At 71.4% G+C, this 19,215-nt stretch carries 15 protein-coding genes; 9 read left to right on the top strand and 6 right to left on the bottom strand.

Annotated elements, in window-relative coordinates; all coding sequences use genetic code 11:
- The first annotated feature begins 235 nt into the window (after nt 1–235).
- The gene (locus ACPXCS_RS12420; RefSeq protein ID WP_425970958.1) at nt 236–2,380 is read left to right on the top strand and encodes a SpoIIE family protein phosphatase; all 2,145 of its coding nucleotides are present in this window, start codon (nt 236–238) and stop codon (nt 2,378–2,380) included.
- A gap of 61 nt (nt 2,381–2,441) precedes the next feature.
- Here ACPXCS_RS12420 and ACPXCS_RS12425 read toward each other — a convergent pair whose 3' ends face one another.
- On the bottom strand, nt 2,442–4,733 hold the full coding sequence (locus ACPXCS_RS12425) for a transglycosylase domain-containing protein (protein ID WP_425970960.1): 2,292 nt from the start codon (nt 4,731–4,733) through the stop codon (nt 2,442–2,444).
- 260 nt (nt 4,734–4,993) lie between these two features.
- Between ACPXCS_RS12425 and ACPXCS_RS12430 the strand changes: the two genes are divergently transcribed.
- From ACPXCS_RS12430 to ACPXCS_RS12450, 5 genes are all read left to right on the top strand, one after another.
- Nucleotides 4,994–5,929, top strand: a complete 936-nt coding sequence (locus ACPXCS_RS12430) for an SPFH domain-containing protein (RefSeq protein ID WP_425946601.1) — start codon at nt 4,994–4,996, stop codon at nt 5,927–5,929.
- Nucleotides 5,926–6,192, top strand: a complete 267-nt coding sequence (locus ACPXCS_RS12435) for a hypothetical protein (protein WP_425946602.1) — start codon at nt 5,926–5,928, stop codon at nt 6,190–6,192. Before ACPXCS_RS12430 ends, ACPXCS_RS12435 begins: the two co-directional genes overlap by 4 nt.
- A gap of 123 nt (nt 6,193–6,315) precedes the next feature.
- Nucleotides 6,316–6,840, top strand: a complete 525-nt coding sequence (locus ACPXCS_RS12440; protein ID WP_425946603.1) for a PadR family transcriptional regulator — start codon at nt 6,316–6,318, stop codon at nt 6,838–6,840.
- Complete coding sequence (locus tag ACPXCS_RS12445; RefSeq protein WP_425946604.1) at nt 6,837–7,526, top strand: ABC transporter ATP-binding protein; 690 nt, start codon at nt 6,837–6,839, stop codon at nt 7,524–7,526. The genes ACPXCS_RS12440 and ACPXCS_RS12445 overlap by 4 nt, the downstream gene beginning before the upstream one ends.
- Nucleotides 7,523–9,859: an ABC transporter permease gene (locus ACPXCS_RS12450; RefSeq protein ID WP_425946605.1), complete on the top strand. Its 2,337-nt coding sequence runs from the start codon at nt 7,523–7,525 to the stop codon at nt 9,857–9,859. Before ACPXCS_RS12445 ends, ACPXCS_RS12450 begins: the two co-directional genes overlap by 4 nt.
- Before the next feature lie 25 nt (nt 9,860–9,884).
- Here the strand turns inward: ACPXCS_RS12450 and ACPXCS_RS12455 are convergent, their stop codons facing one another.
- Complete coding sequence (locus tag ACPXCS_RS12455; protein WP_425946714.1) at nt 9,885–10,829, bottom strand: LysR substrate-binding domain-containing protein; 945 nt, start codon at nt 10,827–10,829, stop codon at nt 9,885–9,887.
- A 139-nt stretch (nt 10,830–10,968) separates the two neighbouring features.
- On the opposite strand from ACPXCS_RS12455, the gene ACPXCS_RS12460 reads away from it, so the two are divergent.
- Entirely contained in the window at nt 10,969–11,523 is a 555-nt protein-coding gene (locus tag ACPXCS_RS12460; RefSeq protein ID WP_425946606.1) for a peroxiredoxin, read from the top strand.
- 3 nt (nt 11,524–11,526) lie between these two features.
- Entirely contained in the window at nt 11,527–12,060 is a 534-nt protein-coding gene (locus ACPXCS_RS12465) for an alkyl hydroperoxide reductase (RefSeq protein ID WP_383324390.1), read from the top strand.
- 73 nt (nt 12,061–12,133) lie between these two features.
- On the opposite strand, the gene ACPXCS_RS12470 is transcribed toward ACPXCS_RS12465, so the two are convergent.
- From ACPXCS_RS12470 to ACPXCS_RS12485, 4 genes are all read right to left on the bottom strand, one after another.
- Nucleotides 12,134–13,441 (bottom strand): AI-2E family transporter, encoded by a 1,308-nt coding sequence (locus ACPXCS_RS12470; protein ID WP_425946607.1) that lies wholly within the window; start codon nt 13,439–13,441, stop codon nt 12,134–12,136.
- A 138-nt stretch (nt 13,442–13,579) separates the two neighbouring features.
- Nucleotides 13,580–14,299: a transglycosylase SLT domain-containing protein gene (locus tag ACPXCS_RS12475; RefSeq protein ID WP_425946608.1), complete on the bottom strand. Its 720-nt coding sequence runs from the start codon at nt 14,297–14,299 to the stop codon at nt 13,580–13,582.
- A 398-nt stretch (nt 14,300–14,697) separates the two neighbouring features.
- Nucleotides 14,698–16,023, bottom strand: a complete 1,326-nt coding sequence (locus ACPXCS_RS12480) for a PhoH family protein (RefSeq protein ID WP_425946609.1) — start codon at nt 16,021–16,023, stop codon at nt 14,698–14,700.
- Between the two features lie 386 nt (nt 16,024–16,409).
- Nucleotides 16,410–17,183 (bottom strand): isoprenyl transferase, encoded by a 774-nt coding sequence (locus ACPXCS_RS12485; protein ID WP_425946610.1) that lies wholly within the window; start codon nt 17,181–17,183, stop codon nt 16,410–16,412.
- 748 nt (nt 17,184–17,931) lie between these two features.
- Here ACPXCS_RS12485 and ACPXCS_RS12490 point away from each other — a divergent pair.
- The gene (locus tag ACPXCS_RS12490; RefSeq protein WP_425946611.1) at nt 17,932–19,167 is read left to right on the top strand and encodes a winged helix DNA-binding domain-containing protein; all 1,236 of its coding nucleotides are present in this window, start codon (nt 17,932–17,934) and stop codon (nt 19,165–19,167) included.
- The last annotated feature ends 48 nt before the right edge of the window (nt 19,168–19,215 follow it).

Raw genomic sequence — 19,215 nt, forward strand, 5'->3', positions numbered from 1 at the left:
ACCGGAGCACGCGCTGAGCTTGACCGATCGTCACCGAGGGGCGGCAGGACGTGAGCGAGGGGTACGAGGGCAACACCGGCAGGGCCTGCGTCGCAGGCTCCGCGGGCCGCGGGCGGCCCGCCGGTGGCACAGGAACAACCTCTGACCACGCGGGAATTCCGTTCCTGGGGCACGTATTCCGGGTATCGGAGTTTCGGCGGGAGAAGCTGCACACCTGGCGTGCAGCCCCGGACGGATGGATTCGACACGCGTGACGGAGCAGCCGACCTCCTTCGAACGCCCCCAGCAGGGCGTCGACCCCGCGGACCCCCGCGGGGCGCTCGTGCACACCCCGGCACCGGCCCGTGCGCCGGGCGCCGGCGCCTTACCGGTCCAGGGCCGCTGCGGCGGCGACGTCACCGTTCCGGTCACGACGGCCCACACTCCGCCGGGCACGTCTCAGCCGGGCACCTCCACGCCGTTCGGCAAGGGCAAGGACACCGTGAGCGACCCCGCCTCCGAGCACTCCCAGCCGGGTGCCGAGCAGACCGCCGAGCGCGACACCCCTCGGCCGCGCCCCGCCCCCGAGGGCATTCCGCTCCAGCCGGCCGACGAACAGGACCGGCATGCCGCGCACGCCGAGGGCCCCGAGCGCCGCAGCGGCCAGAGTCTGCCGCCCGGCCGGCCCACGCCGATGCGGCGGGACGGCGACCGGCTGCGGTTCGTCGGCGCGGCCACGCGGCGGATCGCCCGCGGCATCGACCTCGACGAGATCGTGATGGGGCTGTGCCGGGCGACCGTGCCGACCTTCTCCGACGCGATCCTGGTCTATCTGCGCGACCCGCTGCCCGTCGGCGACGAGCGGCCCACCGGCCCGCTGGTGCTGCGGCTGCGCCGCACCGACCGGATACCGGCGGAGCGCGACACCGAGAACGGCTTCCTGCCGGCCGCGCAGCCCGAGCCGAACGAGCTGGACTCGGTCGGCGCCGAGCTGTGCGAGGTCCGGCCCGGCAGCGCGCTCGCCGAGGTCCTGCGCGGGGTGCGCCCGGTCTTCACGGACGCCCCGGCGGCTCGCGCCGCCCTGCCGGAACTGCTCGGTGAGGGTGGCGAGTTCGCCGTGCCGGACGGGCAGCGCGCGATCCTGGCGCCGCTGCGCGGCCGGCGCCGCGTGATCGGTGCCGCCCTGTTCCTGCGCCGCCCCGAGCGCATCGCCTTCGAGCCGGACGACCTGCTGGTGGCCGCACAGCTGGCCACGCACAGCGCCCTCGGCATCGACAAGGCCGTGCTGTACGGCCGCGAGGCCTACATCGCGGACGAGCTGCAGCGCACCATGCTGCCCGAGACGCTGCCCCGCCCGACGGGTGTGCGGCTCGCCTCCCGCTACCTGCCGGCCGCGGAGACCGCCCGGGTCGGCGGCGACTGGTACGACGCGATCCCGCTGCCGGGCAGCCGCGTCGCCCTGGTCGTCGGCGACGTGATGGGCCGCTCCATGACGTCGGCCGCCATCATGGGCCAGCTGCGCACCACGGCGCAGACGCTCGCCGGGCTCGACCTGCCGCCGCAGGAGGTCCTGCACCACCTCGACGAACAGGCCCAGCGCCTCGGCGTGGACCGCATGGCGACCTGCCTCTACGCGGTCTACGACCCGGTAGCGCACCGCATCACCATCGCCAACGCCGGTCACCCGCCGCCCGTCCTGCTCCACCTGGGCGGGCGTGCCGAGGTGCTGCGCGTGCCGGCCGGTGCCCCCATCGGAGTCGGCGGCGTCGACTTCGAGGCGGTGGAGCTGGACGCGCCCGCCGGGGCGACCCTGCTGCTGTACACCGACGGCCTGGTCGAGTCGCGCCTGCGGGACGTGTGGACCGGCATCGAGCAGCTGCGGGAGAAGCTCGCCGCGACCGCGCAGCTCACCGGGCCGGACCATCCGCCGCCCCTGGAGGCGCTGTGTGACGAGGTGCTCGACATGCTCGGCCCGGGCGACCGGGACGACGACATCGCGCTGCTCGCCGCCCGGTTCGACGGGATCGCGCCGAGTGACGTGGCGTACTGGTTCCTGGAGCCGGAGGACGCCGCTCCCGGCCGGGCCCGCCGGCTGGCCCGTCGCGCGCTGCAGCGCTGGGGCCTGGAGGAACTCAGCGACTCCGTGGAGCTGCTGGTCAGCGAGGTCGTGACGAACGCCGTGCGGTACGCGTCGAGGCCGGTGACCCTGCGGTTGCTGCGCACGGACGTGCTGCGCTGCGAAGTGGGCGACGACGTGCCCCAGTTGCCGCGGCTGCGGCAGGCCCGTGCCACCGACGAGGGCGGCCGGGGGCTGTACCTGGTGAACCGCCTGGCCCGGCGCTGGGGGGCGACCCGGCTCAGCACGGGCAAGGTGGTGTGGTTCGAGCTCAACCGCGGCTGAGCCGCGGGGACGTGTGACGCGCGAAGGGCGCCCGGTGTGCACCGGGCGCCCTTCGCGCGTCCTACTCGTCCTCGTCCGGCTCGACCGGGTCGAGCGGGCCACCGCCGTCGTCCGGCGGGGTCGTCGACGGCTTCGTCGGCGGGGTGGAGGTGGGCGGTGTCGTCGACGGTTTCGTCGGCGGGGTGGTGGACGGCTCCTGCGTGGTCGGCGGCGGCGAGGAGGACGGCTCCTCGGTGGTCGGCTCCTGCGTCGGCTCCTTCGTGGGCGACTGGGACGGAGTCGGCGTCCGGGTCGGCTCGACGGCCGCGCCCTGCCGGGTCTCCAGGTCGAACCTGCTGACCTCGTCCATCACACCGAAGGTGTACGCCGCCCAGATCTGCGCCGGGAAGCCACCGCCGTTGACCCGGGGCTGGCCGCCGGCCTTGTACATCGGGACCTGCCGGTACGGCGGCTTGTTGTCCTCGCCGAACAGGCCCACCGAGGTGACCAGGTCCGGCGTGTAGCCGACGAACCAGGCCGACTTGTTGTTGTCGGACGTGCCCGTCTTGCCGGCGACCTGCTGGCCGTCGCGCAGGGGGTTGTCGCGCACGGACGCCCGGGCGGTGCCGTCGTCGACCACTCCGGTCAGCACCGAGGTCACCGTGTCGGCGGCCTCGCGGCTGATGACCTGCTCGCCGACGGCGTCGGGCATGGTCACGGTCCTGTTCAGGTGCTCGGCCGACTTCACGAGGGCCGGGGTGACCTTCTTGCCGTGGTTGTCGAGCGTGGCGTAGACCCCGGCCATCTCCAGCGGGCTGGCGCCCATGCTGCCGAGGGTCTGGGCGGGCACGGCCTCCATGTTCTCGGTGTCCATGCCGAGCTTGCCGGCGACCTCGACGACCTCGGGCATGCCGACGTCGACGCCCATCTGCGCGAAGACGGAGTTGACGGACTTGTTCATGGCCGTCTGGACGGAGATCGGGCCGTAGTCGGCGTCGTCCTCGTTCTCCGGCGCGAAGCCGACCCTGCTGCCGTTGTCGACGACCGGGCGCTTGCTGGTGCCGTCGTAGACCGTGCTCGCGGTGATCGGCTTGCCGTCCTGCGTCTCGGCCCGCTCCTCCAGGGCGGCGGCCAGGATGACCGGCTTGAAGGTGGAGGCGGGCTGGTAGTCGGAGCGGGTGGCGTTGTTCACGTAGTGCTTGAAGTAGTCCGTGCCCCCGTACATCGCGACGACCGCGCCCGTCCTGGGGTTCACGGACACGGCACCGGCCTGGACGTCCGCGTCGACCTTGCGCCTGTCGGGGTCGAGCTTGCTGGTGAGCTGCCGCCGGACCGACTTCTCCAGGGCCGTCTGCTTCTTCTTGTCGATGTTGAGCGTGACGGTCCAGCCGCCGGCGTTCACCATCGCCTCGGCCTCCTTGGCGCTGCCGGCGGTGCCGGCGGCGACGAGCTGCCGCTCCAGCGCCGCGTTCGCCGCGTTGACCAGGTAGCCCTTCTGGCCCTCCATGCCGGGGACGGGCTTGGGCTCCTCGGGCACCGGGAACTCCATCCCGTCCCGCTCCGACCGGCTCAGCCAGCCCTCGTCGACCATGTTGTCCAGGACGTAGTTCCAGCGGGCCTTCACCAGCTTCCTGCCGGTCTCCGAGGCGACGGCCCAGTCGTACTGGCTGGGGGCCTGGAGCAGCGCGGCGAGGTAGGCGCCCTGCGCGACGTCGAGCTTCTCGGCGTCGGTGCGGTAGTAGGCCTGGGCGGCGGCCTGGATGCCGTAGGCGTTGCGGCCGTAGTAGCTGGTGTTGATGTAGCCGGCGAGGATGTGGTCCTTGGACTTCTCCCGGTCCAGCTTCAGGGAGATGACCAGCTCCTTCAGCTTGCGCGAGACGGTCTGTTCCTGCGTCAGGTAGTAGTTCTTGACGTACTGCTGGGTGATCGTCGAACCACCCTGCGCGCCGCGCCCCGCCAGGGTGTTGAACAGGCCGCGGGCGGTGCCCTTGAGGTCGACGCCGGCGTCCTTGTAGAAGGTCTTGTTCTCGGCGGCGACGAAGGTCAGGCGGACGTCCTTGGAGACCCGGGACAGGTCGACGACCTCCCGGTTGACCTTGCCGTCGCGGGCCATGATCGAGCCGTCGCTGTACTTGTAGATGTTGCTCTGGCGCTTGGCGTCGGCGTTGCCCTCGGGGATGTCGATCACCATGTACAGCACGATGAAGGCGCCCATCCCGAGCAGGCACAGGCCGAGGAAGGTGCCGAGGATCTTCTTCCAGGTGAAGAGCCTGCGTATGCCGCTCTTCCCGGCAGCGCCCGACGAACGGCGGCGCTTGGGTGCCGCCCGGCGCCCACCGCGCTGTCGGGCGCGTCTTTCTTCCGCTCGTCCCATCGGTCCGATCCGCTCCGCTTCGCTCATGTGTGCTCACATGTCACACAGGTTCGCCGCTCAGGTCAGCTCAGAAAGCTAACACCGGGAGATATGAGAAAGGGCTGTCGATCCGGGTCCTTGCGGACGTGACAATCAGCACCCATCCCAACGGAACCGACGTACGAGACACGTGTCAGGTTGCCACCGCGGGGTAAAGTGATATCACTTAGCTAGACAGAAGCTAGGCAAGCGTGGCTTCTCAGAGGAACCGGGGGACACCCATGACCACACACGACGCACAGGTCACCGCCGATGTGCCCGAGATGCCGGCGCCACGCGTGCGCGAGTTCGCCGCGCACAGCATCGGCGGCGGGCTCGCCCTGCTGCTGGGCCTGCTCGGACTGCTGGCCGGCGCCGGGCTGATCGCGGCGGCCACGGCGGTGGCCGCCACCGGCGCGAAGGCCGCCCTGATCATCGGCGGCATCCTGGTCGCGCTGGCCGCCTTCCTCGCCATGTGCGGGCTGAACATGGTGGCGCCGGGCGAGGCCCGCGTCGTCCAGCTCTTCGGCCGGTACCGGGGGACGATCCGGCAGGACGGCCTGCGCTGGGTGAACCCCTTCACCTCGCGCACGAAGATCTCGACCCGCGTGCGCAACCACGAGACGGCCGTGCTGAAGGTCAACGACGCCTACGGCAATCCGATCGAGCTGGCCGCGGTCGTGGTGTGGCGCGTCGAGGACACCGCCCAGGCGACGTTCGAGGTGGACGACTACATCGAGTTCGTCTCCACGCAGACCGAGGCGGCGGTGCGCCACATCGCCATCGAGTACCCCTACGACGCCCACGAGGAGGACGGCCTCTCGCTGCGCGGCAACGCCGAGGAGATCACCGAGAAGCTCGCGGTCGAACTGCACGCGCGCGTGGAGGCGGCCGGCGTGCAGATCATCGAGTCCCGCTTCACGCACCTCGCCTACGCCCCCGAGATCGCCTCGGCGATGCTCCAGCGGCAGCAGGCCGGAGCGGTGGTCGCGGCCCGGCGGCAGATCGTGGAGGGCGCCGTGGGCATGGTCGAGTCGGCGCTCGCCCGGATCACCGAGCAGGACCTCGTCACGCTCGACGAGGAGCGCAAGGCCGCGATGGTCTCCAACCTGATGGTGGTGCTGTGCGGCGACCGCGCCCCGCAGCCCGTTCTCAACGCCGGGACGCTCTACCAGTGACGGCTCCTTCCGAGGGTTCCCCCTCCCCGCGGCGGCCGCAGCAGCGCAAGCAGGTGCTGCTGCGGCTCGACCCGGCGGTGTACGAGGCGCTGGCCCGGTGGGCCGGGGACGAGCTGCGGTCGGCGAACGCGCAGATCGAGTTCCTGCTGCGCAGGGCCCTGGCCGAGGCGGGGCGGCTGCCGCGGGAGACCGGGCCGCTGCCCCGGCGGGGCCGGCCGCCCGGCCCCCAGGGCGGCTCCACCGCCGGGCCGCCACAGGCCTGAGGGGCGCCGGGGCTGTTACGGAACCGTGACAAGGCCTCGCGACCTGCACTCCCCCACACCCCGCCATGATCTAGACACTCGGCGTATACATAGCGGGTATACACCCCGTGTACAGTCCTGCTCATGTCCATCGGTCACACTCTCCTGGGGCTCCTTGAGTCCGGTCCACGGCACGGTTACGACCTGAAGCGGGCCTTCGACGAGAAGTTCGGTCACGACCGGCCGCTCCACTACGGCCAGGTCTACTCGACGATGTCCCGCCTGCTGAAGCACGGGCTCGTCGAGGTCGACGGCATCGAGGCGGGCGGCGGTCCCGAGCGCAAGCGGTACGCCATCACCGAGGCCGGCATCACCGACGTCGAGCGCTGGCTCGCCACGCCGGAGAAGCCGGAGCCGTACCTGCAGTCGACCCTCTACACCAAGGTCGTCCTCGCGCTGCTCACCCACCGCGACGCCTCCGACATCCTCGACACCCAGCGTTCGGAACACCTGCGCAGCATGCGCATCCTCACCGACCGCAAGCGCAAGGGCGACCTCGCCGACCAGCTCATCTGCGACCACGCGCTGTTCCACCTGGAGGCGGACCTGCGCTGGCTGGAGCTGACCGCGGCGCGCCTGGACAAGCTGCGCGAGGCGGTGGCCCGGTGACGATTCCCGCTGGTTCGCTGCTCACCGCCCAGGACCTGCGCAAGGTGTACGGGCCGACCACCGCGCTCGACGGCGCCGAGTTCTCCATCCACCCGGGCGAGGTCGTCGCCGTGATGGGCCCGTCCGGTTCGGGCAAGTCGACCCTGCTGCACTGCCTCGCCGGGATCGTCCCGCCCGACTCGGGCTCGATCGTCTACGACGGGCGCGAGGTCACCTCCATGAGCGACGCCGAGCGCAGCGCGCTGCGGCGCTCGGAGTTCGGCTTCGTGTTCCAGTTCGGCCAGCTCGTGCCCGAGCTGACCTGCGTGGAGAACGTGGCCCTGCCGCTGCGGCTGAACGGCTCCCCCCGCAAGGAGGCCGAGCGGGCCGCCCTGGCGTGGATGGAGCGGCTGGAGGTCGACGACCTGCGCGGCAAGCGGCCGGGCGAGGTCTCCGGCGGCCAGGGGCAGCGGGTCGCCGTCGCCCGGGCGCTGGTGACCAACCCCCGGGTGGTCTTCGCGGACGAGCCGACCGGGGCGCTCGACTCCTTCAACGGCGAGCGCGTGATGGAACTGCTCACGGACGCCGCCCGGTCGGCCAGCACGGCCGTCGTGCTCGTCACGCACGAGGCCCGGGTGGCCGCGTACTCCGACCGCGAGATCGTCGTACGGGACGGCAGGTCGCGGGACATGGAGCGCGTCGTATGAGCGTCCGGCAGTGGACACGGGACCTGGCCATGGGGGTGCGGTTCGCCCTCGCGGGCGGGCGCGAGGGCTGGACCCGGGCGCTGCTCACGGCCGTCGGCGTGGGGCTGGGTGTGGCGCTGCTGCTGCTCACCACCGCCCTGCCGAACGCGCTGACGGAACGGGACCGGCGCGAGGAGGCCCGCAGCGACCACACCCTGAGCCAGCAGAAGATCCCCGAGGCCGACGACACGCTGGTCGTGCTGGACGCGGACACCACGTTCCGCGACCAGGACGTGCGCGGACGCCTGCTGGAGCGGGAGGGCCCGAAGGCCCCGTTGCCGCCGGGGCTCTCGGAGTTCCCGGCCGACGGCACCATGGTCGTCTCCCCTGCGCTGAAGGAACTGCTCGCGTCCGGCGACGGGAAGCTGCTGCGGGAGCGGCTGCCCTACCGGATCACCGGCACCATCGGCGAGCAGGGGCTCATCGGCTCCCAGGAACTCGCCTTCTACGCGGGCGGCAAGGAGCTGGCCGACCGGCTCGGCTCCGGCACCGCGGGCGCCCGGATCGACAGCTTCGGCAACCCGGACCTGGGGTCGCCCGACCCCTGGGACCCGGTGCTGCTCCTGCTGGTCCTGGTCGTCTTCGTGGTGCTGCTGATGCCGGTCGCGGTGTTCATCGCGGCGGCCGTGCGGTTCGGCGGCGAACGGCGCGACCGCAGGCTCGCGGCCCTGCGACTGGTCGGCTCCGACGGCCGGATGACCCGGCGGATCGCCGCCGGCGAGGCACTGGCCGGCTCCGTGCTGGGACTCGTCCTGGGCACCGGCTTCTTCCTGCTCGGTCGGGAACTCGCCGCCTCCATCGACGTGTTCCACGTCAGCGTCTTCCCGAGCTATCTGAACCCCTCTCCCCTGCTGGCCGCGCTGGTCGCGCTGGCGGTGCCGACGGCCGCGGTGCTGGTGACCCTGTTCGCGCTGCGCGGCGTCGTCATCGAGCCGCTCGGCGTGGTGCGCACGGCCAGGCCGGCGCGCCGCCGGCTGTGGTGGCGGCTGCTGCTGCCGCTGGGCGGGCTCGCGATGCTCGCCCCGATGATCGGGCAGGGCGACGACGAGAGGACCTTCAACCAGTACCTCGTGGTCGGCGGCGTGATGCTGCTGCTCGTCGGCGTCACGGCCCTGCTGCCGTGGGTCGTCGAGACGGTCGTGGCCCGGCTCGGCTCGGGCGGGGTCGCCTGGCAGCTGGCCGTGCGCAGGCTCCAGTTGAGCAGTGGCGCGGCGGCCCGCATGGTCAACGGCATCGCGGTGGCGGTGGCCGGGGCGATCGCGCTCCAGATGCTGTTCGCGGGGGTGGAGGGCGACTACACCGCCGCCTCGCGGTACGACGTCTCCCGCGCCCAGATGCAGGTGCGGGTGCCCGACCGCCTCGACGCCGCCTCCGCCGCCGAGAAGTTCCGCGCGACCGAGGGCGTCCGCAAGGTCACCGCGCTGTCGGAGACGTACCTCTCCGGCCGGGGCGCCGACGCGGAGGCCATCGTCCAGGTCACCCTCGGCGACTGCGCCTCGCTGCGCGAGGTGGCCACCCTGCCCTCCTGCCGCGACGGTGACGTCTTCGCCGTCCGCGGCGCCGAGTACGACACCTACACGAACAGGATGGGCAAGCCGGGCAAGACGCTGTGGCTGGACGGCACGGACGTGGACCGGCCCGGCAAGCAGTTCTCCTGGACCGTGCCGCAGGGCATCCGGCAGGCCGAGTCCCGCGAGGACCCGACCGGCACCGAACGCGGCGGCATCCTGATCACACCGGGCGCCGACTCCGCCCGGCTCGCCTCCCTCGCCCGCGACGAGCTCTACCTGAGCCTCTCCCCGAGCGAACCGGACGCCTACGAGTACGTGCGCAACACGGCGGCCCGCATCGACCCCACGGTCGACCCCGTCGTCTGGCACGCCGTGGAGCGCAACGAACGCTACGCCACCATCCGCACCGGCCTGTTCGTCGGCGCGGCGGCCGTACTGGCGCTGATCGGGGCGAGCCTGCTGGTCTCGCAGCTGGAGCAGTTGCGCGAACGCCGCAAGCTGCTGTCCGCGCTGGTGGCCTTCGGCACCCGGCGCCGCACCCTCGGCCTGTCGGTGCTGTGGCAGACGGCGGTCCCGATCGGGCTCGGCCTGCTGCTGGCCGCGACGGTCGGCATGACCCTGGGCGCGGTCCTGCTGCGGATGGTGAACGCTTCCGTGCGGGTGGACTGGCCGAGTGTGCTGTCGATGACCGGGATCGGCGCGGGCGTCGTCCTGGTGGTGACACTGCTGAGCCTGCCGCCGCTGCTGAAACTGATGCGACCGGACGGGCTGCGCACCGAGTAGGCCCCGCGGACGGACCGGGGCGGCGTCAGGCGTCCCGGTCCAGGACCCGCACGGGCAGTGGCCGCAGGGCCTGGCGGAGGGCGGCGGACAGTTCCTCGTACTCCGCGGCGCGGGCGGCCCCCGCCCGCATCGCCAGGGCGACCCGGCGGGTGGGGGCCGGATCGGCGAAGTAGCCGGTGAGGAGCTGGTTGCTGCGCGAGGTCTCGACCTTGACGGCCGTGCGGGGCAGCAGCGTGACCCCGAGCCCGCCCGCCACCAGCTGCACCAGCGTGGACAGCCCGGCGGCGGTCGTGGTGACGGGCACGTCGTCGCGGCCGGCCTCCCGGCAGATGTCCAGGGCCTGGTCGCGCAGGCAGTGCCCCTCGTCCAGGAGCAGCAGGTTCAGCTCGCGCAGTGCCTCGCGCGGGATGCCCTCGCGGCCGCCCAGCCGGTGGTCGAGCGGCGTGACGAGCACGAAGTCCTCGTCGAACAGCGGAAGTTCGACCATCCCCGGCACGCCCAGCGGCACGGCGAGCAGCAGCAGGTCGAGCCGCCCCCCGGCGAGGCCGTCGAGCAGGTTGGCCGTCTGCTCCTCGTGCACCTGCAGATCCAGGTGCGGGTAGCGCTCGTGGACGAGCCGCAGCACGGTCGGCAGCAGATAGGGCGCCACCGTCGGGATCACCCCCAGGCGCAGCACGCCGGTGAAGGGCGCCCGGACCGCCTCGGCCTCCTCCATCAGCGCGCCCACCTCGGCCAGGACCGCCTTGGCCCGTACGGCGATCCGCTCGCCCTCGGGCGAGAGCAGCACCTTGCGCGTCGTACGCTCGAGGAGCGTCACTCCGAGTGTCTCCTCCAGCGCCGAGACCGCGCCCGACAGGGCGGGCTGGCTCATGCCGATCGCTCCGGCCGCGTCCCGGAAATGAAGGTGCTCGGCGACGGCCGCGAACGCCCTCAGCTGCGCGAGGCTGGGCTGCCTGCGCTTACTACCCACCGTCACTGATAACTACCTCCGATCAACCCGACCGAGTGTAGCTATTTCCGTAATCAATCGACGCTGTGCCAACATCAACACCGTCCAACCCATGGGAAACGCCCGCAATCCGGGTGTTTCTTCGCTGCAAGGAGAGCGTGTGCTCACTGTCGGTGACAAGTTCCCCGAGTTCGACCTGACCGCCTGCGTCTCGCTGGAGAAGGGCAAGGAGTTCCAGCAGATCAACCACAAGACCTACGAGGGTCAGTGGAAGGTCATCTTCGCGTGGCCCAAGGACTTCACCTTCGTGTGCCCGACCGAGATCGCCGCCTTCGGCAAGCTGAACGACGAGTTCGCCGACCGCGACGCCCAGGTCCTCGGCTTCTCCGGCGACTCCGAGTTCGTCCACCACGCCTGGCGCAAGGACCACGACGACCTGCGTGACCTGCCCTTCCCGATGATGGCCGACTCCAAGCACGAGCTGATGCGCGAGCTGGGCATCGAGGGCGAGGACGGCTTCGCCAAGCGCGCGGTCTTCATCGTGGACCAGAACAACGAGATCCAGTTCTCCATGGTGACCGCCGGCTCCGTCGGCCGGAACCCCAAGGAGGTCCTGCGGGTCCTGGACGCGCTCCAGACGGACGAGCTGTGCCCCTGCAACTGGTCCAAGGGCGACGAGACCCTGGACCCGGTCAAGCTGCTGGCCGGTGAGTGAGGCATGTCCCTCGACTCCCTGAAGTCCCGCATACCGGACTACGCCAAGGACCTGAAGCTCAACCTGGGTTCGGTCATCGGCAACTCGGACCTGCCGGCCCAGCAGCTGTGGGGCACCGTGCTGGCGACCGCCATCGCCTCGCGCTCCCCGATCGTGCTGCGCGAGCTGGAGCCCGAGGCGAAGGCGAACCTGTCGCCCGAGGCCTACACGGCGGCCAAGGCCGCCGCCGCGGTGATGGCGATGAACAACGTCTTCTACCGCACGCGGCACCTGCTGTCGGACCACGAGTACGGCACCCTGCGCGCGGGCCTGCGGATGAACGTCATCGGCAACCCGGGCGTCGACAAGGTCGACTTCGAGCTGTGGTCCTTCGCCGTCTCGGCCATCAACGGCTGCGGCATGTGCCTCGACTCGCACGAGCAGGTGCTCCGCAAGGCGGGCATCGACCGTGAGGTCGTCCAGGAGGCGTTCAAGATCGCGTCCGTGATCCAGGCGGTCGGCGTGACGCTGGACGCCGAGGCGGTCCTGGCCGAGTAACCCCCGGCTGTACGCCCGTCGTGACAGGGCCCCGTTCACCCACCGGTGGACGGGGCCCTGTTCGTCGTGCGGGCTACTCCCGCGGCGCCTCGGGGGCCGGGTCGGCGCTCACCGCCGTGGCCCCGCGCGGCGGCACCGCGTGCCGCACGGCGGCCTTCCGCGAGTACGCCCGCAGGTATCCGGCGACGGTGTTCGTCACGGCCACCAGCGGCACGGCGACCACCGCGCCCCCGATCCCGGCCACCATGCCGCCGCAGGCCACCGCCAGCACCACCGCCAGCGGGTGCACCCGCACCGCCCGGCCCAGGATGAACGGCTGCAGGATGTGCCCCTCGATCTGCTGCACCGCCAGCACCACCACCAGCGTCATCACGGCCGTGAACACGCCCTGCGTGACCAGCGCGACGACCACCGCGAGCGCCCCGGAGACCACCGCACCCACCAGCGGGATGAACGCGAACAGGAAGATGAACACCGCCAGCGGCACGGCCATCGGCACGTCGAGGAAGTAGATCCCGAGCCCGATGAAGATCGCGTCGATCAGCGCGACGATCACGGTGCCCCGCACGTACGCCGTCAGTGTCCGCCACGCCGCCGGCCCGGCCCCGGCCATGCCCGGGCGCGCCGCCGCCGGCACCAGCCTCAGCGTCCACTCCCAGATGCGCTTGCCGTCGTAGAGCAGGAACAGCGTGCAGAACACGGCGAGCAGGATGCCGGTCAGCGCCTCGACGACGACCGTGACGCCTTCGAGGCCGGCGGAGGTGATCTGGTCGGTGTTCGCCCCGACCGCCTCCCGCAGGTTCTTGGCGATCTCGTTGATCTGCTTGTCGGTGACGTGGAAGGGGCTGTTCAGCAGCCAGTTCCGCAACTCGTCGATGCCGTCCTGGATCTGGCCCGACAGGTCGTCGATGTTCTCCATGACCTGCCAGGTCACGAACCAGCCGATGAGGCCCATGACGACGAACCCGAGGATCGCCGTCAGCGCGGTGGCCGGTCCGCGCGGCACCCCGTGGCGCCGCAGCCGCGCCACCGTCGGCTGCAGCATGGCCGTGATGAGCAGCGCGATGACGAACGAGAGCACCACCAGCTGGACGGCGCTGATGACCCGCATCAGCACCCAGAGCGTGCCCGCGAGGACGAGCAGCCGCCAGCCGGCCTCCGCCGCGACCCGCACCCCCCACGGCACCGCGAGCGCCGGATCGGGCCGGGCCGGGACGTCGGGGGCGTAGTCGGGGGGCGGCGGCACGTACTCGTCGGCCCGGGGGACGGACTCGGCGTCGTCCTGCTCCCGTTCGGCCGCGGCACGGCGTTCGTTGTACCGCTCGCTCATCTCGGTCAGTCCGGCACCGAGCCGGCCGAGCCACCCTGGCACTCGCGACATGATCCGTCCTCTTCCCCCGTCCGTGCGCACCACTCCCCCCGGGAGCCGTCCGCGTCCGACCGTACATGGCGCGAGCCCCGCACCGTACGACGGTGCGGGGCTCGTGCGAAGGAGAGGATCGGCCGTGGGCCGGTCGGCTCAGTACCAGTGGTTGGCCTGCCAGAACGACCAGGCGTCACACGGGCTGCCGTAGCGGTCGTTCATGTAGTTCAGGCCCCACTTGATCTGGGTGGCCGGGTTCGTCTGCCAGTCGGCGCCGACGGACGACATCTTGGAGCCGGGCAGGGCCTGGAACAGGCCGTAGGCACCGGAGGAGGGGTTGACCGCCTTGTAGTTCCAGTCGGACTCGTGGTCCACGATGTTGCTGAAGCACTGGAACTGACCCGCCGGCACCATCTGCCGTGCCATCGCCTGGATCTGCGCGATGGAGTAGGAGGACGCGACGGGGAAGTCGGAGATGTCCTTGGAGCGGGTGGCCGCTGCCTTGGCCTCCGCGCGCTCCTTGGCTTCCTCGGCGGCCTTCTCGGCGGCCTCTTCGGCGGCCTTCTTCTTCGCGATGGCCGTCTCGGCGGCTGCCTTGCGGGCGGCCTCCTCGGCGTCCTTCTTCGCGCTCACGTCCGCCGCGATGGCCTGCGCGTCGGCCTGCTGCGTCAGGGACGCGGTCTGCACCTGGGCCTGCTGGCCCGCGGGGATGTCCGCGAGCAGCGTGGCGCCGCTTGCCGTCGCTTCCGCGTCGTTGTTCTGCGCGGTGCTGCCCGAGGCAACGCCGACGACGCTTCCGACAGCGGTGACCGCCGTGGCCGAGGCCACTGCGAATCCCCGGACCGAGATCCGGCTCACACGGTTTCCTTCCAGCATCGCCCGCTTCGGTGACCCTCGCGGACGCAATCGTGCCCCTGGCACTGGCCTCCCCAACTGCGGGGTCACGGGAGGCGCGGGCCCGGTGGGCAACTCCCGCGAGGGGAGTGCCGCGTGGTGCTCGGGCGGCATACGACATCGCTATGGAGTTGGTGCTGTGCTGTGGTGCCGTACCGCTGGGGGTACAGGTGTGTCGTATGCGGGGCCTGACAGGAGTGAGACTCTGCCGCAAGCCGACGGGGCAAGGCAATTCTGTGCTGCGTGTGAAAGCTCACATCCCGTTTGGCGCGGGAGATTCACAGGAAAGGCCACACGCGAAGGCGCCGCCCGGCTAGGCTCTTCGCCTTTCCGGACGGCGCCAACTGCCGCCTGTTTCCCCCCTTGTCAGGGCGGGACGGTCACATCTGCCCGTCTTCGAGCATTTCGGTCACAAGGGCAGCGATCTGTGACCTCTCGGACCGGGTCAGGGTCACGTGCGCGAAGAGCGGATGACCCTTCAGTTTCTCCACGACGGCGACGACACCGTCGTAGCGGCCGACCCTGAGGTTGTCCCGCTGGGCCACGTCATGGGTGAGGACCACCCGCGAGTTGGCCCCGATCCGGGACAGAACGGTGAGAAGTACGTTCTTCTCCAGGGACTGCGCCTCGTCCACGATGACGAACGCGTCGTGCAGCGAGCGTCCGCGGATGTGCGTGAGCGGCAGGACCTCCAGCATCCCGCGCGCGGTGACCTCCTCGATGACCTCCCGGCTGGTGACCGCGGACAGCGTGTCGAACACCGCCTGCGCCCAAGGGCTCATCTTCTCCGCCTCGGTACCGGGCAGATAGCCGAGCTCCTGCCCGCCCACCGCGTACAGCGGACGGAAGACCATCACCTTCTGGTGCTGACGGCGCTCCAGCACGGCCTCCAGGCCCGCGCACAGCGCCAGCGCCGACTTGCCGGTGCCGGCCCGGCCGCCCATGGACACGATCCCGATGTCCGGATCGAGCAGCAGGTCCAGCGCGATGCGCTGCTCGGCGCTGCGGCCCTTGATGCCGAACACCTCGCGATCCCCGCGCACCACCCGGACGTTGCCCTCGGGTGTGACCCGCCCGAGCGCCTTGCCGCGCTCCGACTGGATCATCAGACCCGTGTGCACCGGCAGATCGGCCGCCTCGGGGACGTGGACCTGCCCTTCCTCGAAGAGGATGTCCACCTGCTCGCCGGGCAGGGTCAGTTCGGACATTCCGGTCCAGCCGGAGGAGTCCGTGATGGCGAGTTCCGCGCGGTACTCCTCGGCGAGGAGTCCGACGGAGGACGCCTTGATCCTGAGCGGGAGGTCCTTGGAGACGACGGTGACGTCGAACCCCTCGGCCTGCAGGTTGCGGGCGACCGCGAGGATGCGGGAGTCGTTGTCCCCCAGGCGGTAGCCGCTGGGCAGCACGCTGGGGTCCGAGTGGTTGAGCTCGACACGGACGGTCCCGCCCAGGTCTCCCATGGGGATGGGGGCGTCGAGGCGGCCGTGCCGCACCCGGAGGTCGTCGAGCAGGCGCAGGGCCTGCCGGGCGAAGTAGCCGAGTTCGGGATGGTGCCTCTTCGCCTCCAGCTCCGTCACCACGACGATGGGCAGCACGACCTCGTGCTCGTCGAAGCGGTTCAGGGCGTTCGGGTCGGCCAGCAGGACGCTGGTGTCGAGGACATAGGTGCGCCGGTCGGGCTTGTGGCGCTTTGTGCTGGTCACCACGGAAGGACGTACCCCCTCGGATGAGGTCGGGGAGCGACGGAGTGGAGCTGGACCGGTTGTCGGCCGCCCTGCACGGGCCGAGAACCGGCCCTCCGCCTGCGTCCGTGCTGTGACCGCACGATCGGGCTGGTGCAAAGGGCCTCCCGGGCGGACGGCCCCGTGCCGTCCGCTGAGATCCGACACCCGTGGTTCGGGCGTCGACCTGACTGGGTTATGCCCTCGAACGAGCGTCGCCATGCCACGGCATATGACGGCGCGCGGGTGAACTCCGTGTGACGTGCGTCTTCGGTGGGGTACCAGGGAGAGTTACGACGTGGGACGTCCGGCGTCCGGGCCCGTCCCCGCGGGCGTGCCCCGGACCGTCGCGTGATGTGTGCTCGGCCTGCTCAGCCGCCGTAGCGGCGGTGGCGGGCGGCGTAGTCACGCATCGCGCGCAGGAAGTCGACCTTGCGGAAGGCCGGCCAGAACACGTCGCAGAAGTAGTACTCGGAGTGCGCGGTCTGCCAGAGCATGAATCCGGACAGCCGCTGCTCGCCGCTGGTGCGGATGACCAGGTCGGGGTCGGGCTGGTCGCTCGTGTAGAGGTGACGCCCGATCATGTCGGTGTCGACGGCCTCGGCGAGCTCCTCCATCGAGGTGCCCTTGTCCTGGGCGTCGAGCAGCATCGAGCGGACGGCGTCGGCGATCTCCTGGCGGCCGCCGTAGCCGATGGCGACGTTGACCAGTATTCCCTCGACGTGCGCGGTGGCCTCCTCGGCCTCCTTGAGGACCGTCTGCATCCCGGAGGGCAGCAGGTCGGGCGTGCCCACGTGGTGGACGCGCCAGCGGCCGTCGGCGGCGAGGGTGCGCACGACGTCCTCGATGATGCCGAGCAGCGGGACGAGCTCGTCCTGCGGACGGTCGAAGTTGTCCGTGGACAGCAGCCAGAGGGTGACGACCTCGACGTCGGTCTCGGTGCACCAGCCGAGGAACTCCTCGATCTTCTCGGCACCGGCCCGGTGTCCGTGGACGGTGCTGGATCCGGCGGCCTTCGCCCAGCGCCGGTTGCCGTCCATGATGACGCCGATGTGCTTGGGCACCTGAGCGTGGTCCAGGTGGCCTTCCACCCGGCGTGCGTACAGCCTGACCAGCAGGCCACGCAGCTTGTCGCGCAGGTTCACGTGATTGTCAGCCCCTCCGTACGGATCGGACAGGCCGCGGCGTGCGGCCCGGTCGTGGCCGCGGGCGGTCCCCGCCCGTTGGCAGTCCCCGGAGGCGAAGCCTACCCCCGCCGCCGCCCTGGGCGACCCTTGGGTGCGGAACGTAAGGTTCCGGCCGCTGGTTCGAGCCGCCCGGCGGGAGAAGGAAAACGGGCCGGTCCGTGGGGGGGGAGACGGACCGGCCCGAGGGGGGGGGTTTCCACCATAACCCTTTGTAAGTGATGCTGCGTGCATCGGCGTGCCACAACTACTCTCCGGAGCCGTCCGGCGACGCGGCGATGACAGCGGAACCTCAGATTCACGGCTCACGCCTGGCCGAAACGCGGCCTGTACGCAGGGGATTCGGGCGATCTGGGGCAGGATCCGCAGGATTTGCCGCGGCTTGGGCGCCGTCCGGCGACTTGTCCGGCCGTCCCCCTGACGGGTGAACCCGGCCGTGAACGCCCGCTTGACCTCCCACACCCTCTTCGGGGAGAGGTTCTGGCACCGCGCAGCCCCCTCCACTGCGCGGTACCGCCCGCGCAGCTTTGCTCACGCGAATTACCTTGGTCCGAACTTACGCGATGGGGCGTCCCGGAAGCGAGCCGGGGTCGATAACGATGTGAAAACCCTGGTCGTGCGATGCGCAAGAGATGTGAGTGGACGGAGTGGCACGGCACGCGACCCGAAGAGGACAGGATCTGTCCTCGTTCCCTCCTACGGTCACATCATGACGAACACCGTGAGCATCACTTGGGACGCGGCGAGCGCGCGGCGGGCGCAGCGGCAGTTTCCGGCCGGGGCGGTGGAGACCGGGTCGACGGCCGGGTCGAGGACCGGGTCGGCGGAAACCGGCGGCGTGGCCGAGGTGCGTGACGCGGCCGACGTGGTCGACGTGGTCGCCGCGATGAGGGGGGCGCATGCGCAGGTGCTCTCCGCCGCCGAGGTGTCCGTCGGGATCCGGGCGGCGGGCGGGGTGACGCGGACGGACGTGCGGTCCGCGCTCTGGGAGGAGCGGTCCCTCGTCAAGACGTACGGCCCGCGCGGCACGGTCCACCTCCTGCCCGCGCGCGAACTTCCCCTGTGGTCCGCGGCCCTGACGGCCGTCCCGGCCGGCCCGAGTCCCTTCCCGCCCGACGTGCGGCTCACCGACGAGCAGGCCGGGCAGGTGGTCGCGGCGATCGGCGACGCGCTCGACGGCAGGTGCCTGACCCTGGACGAACTGACCGAGGAGGTCGTCGCCCGTACGGGCCCCTGGGCGGGTGACCGGGTCATGCCCGCGTTCCAGGACATGTGGCCGCGCTGGCGCCAGGTGATGCACCGGGCGGGTTGGGCGGGCATGCTGTGCTTCGGCCCGAACCGGGGGCGCAAGGCGACGTACACCACGGACGCCGGCGGGGCCGGGGTGGGGGGAACCCGGAGGGCGGAGGAGGCGCTGTCCGACTTCGTCCGCCGTTACCTGCACGCCTACGGACCGGCGACCGCGGCGCACTTCGCGCGGTGGCTGGCGACACCGGCCGGCTGGGCCGCGCAACTGTTCCGGGAGCTGGCCGCGGCAGGGGCCGTCGAGGAGGTCGCCTTCGAGGGCGAACCGGCGTGGGTGGCGGCGGGTGACACCCGGTTTCCCGAGGGTCCCGCGCGGGGGGTGCGGCTGCTGCCCTACTTCGACGCGTACGTGATCGCCGGGCAGCCCCGGGAGCGGCTGTTCCCCGGAGAGGCGTACCGGCGCGCCCTCGCCGGCGGCCAGGCCGGCAATCACCCCGTGCTGCTCGTCGACGGGGTGGTGGCCGGGGTGTGGCACCAGCGGCGCCGGGGCCGTCGTACGACCGTCACCGTCGAGCCGCTCGTCCGGCTGACGGCACGGCAGCGGCGGGAGCTGGGCGAGCAGGCGGAGCGGGTGGGCGAGGTGCTGGAGGCGACGGCGGAGCTGGTGCTGGGGAAGGTGACGGTGGGGCCGCACGCGTGAACGCCGGGGCCGCACCCGTGAACGCCGGGGCCGCACCCGTGAACGGTG

The sequence above is a fragment of the Streptomyces sp. DT190 genome (genome assembly GCF_049846985.1).
GTDB lineage: Bacteria > Actinomycetota > Actinomycetes > Streptomycetales > Streptomycetaceae > Streptomyces.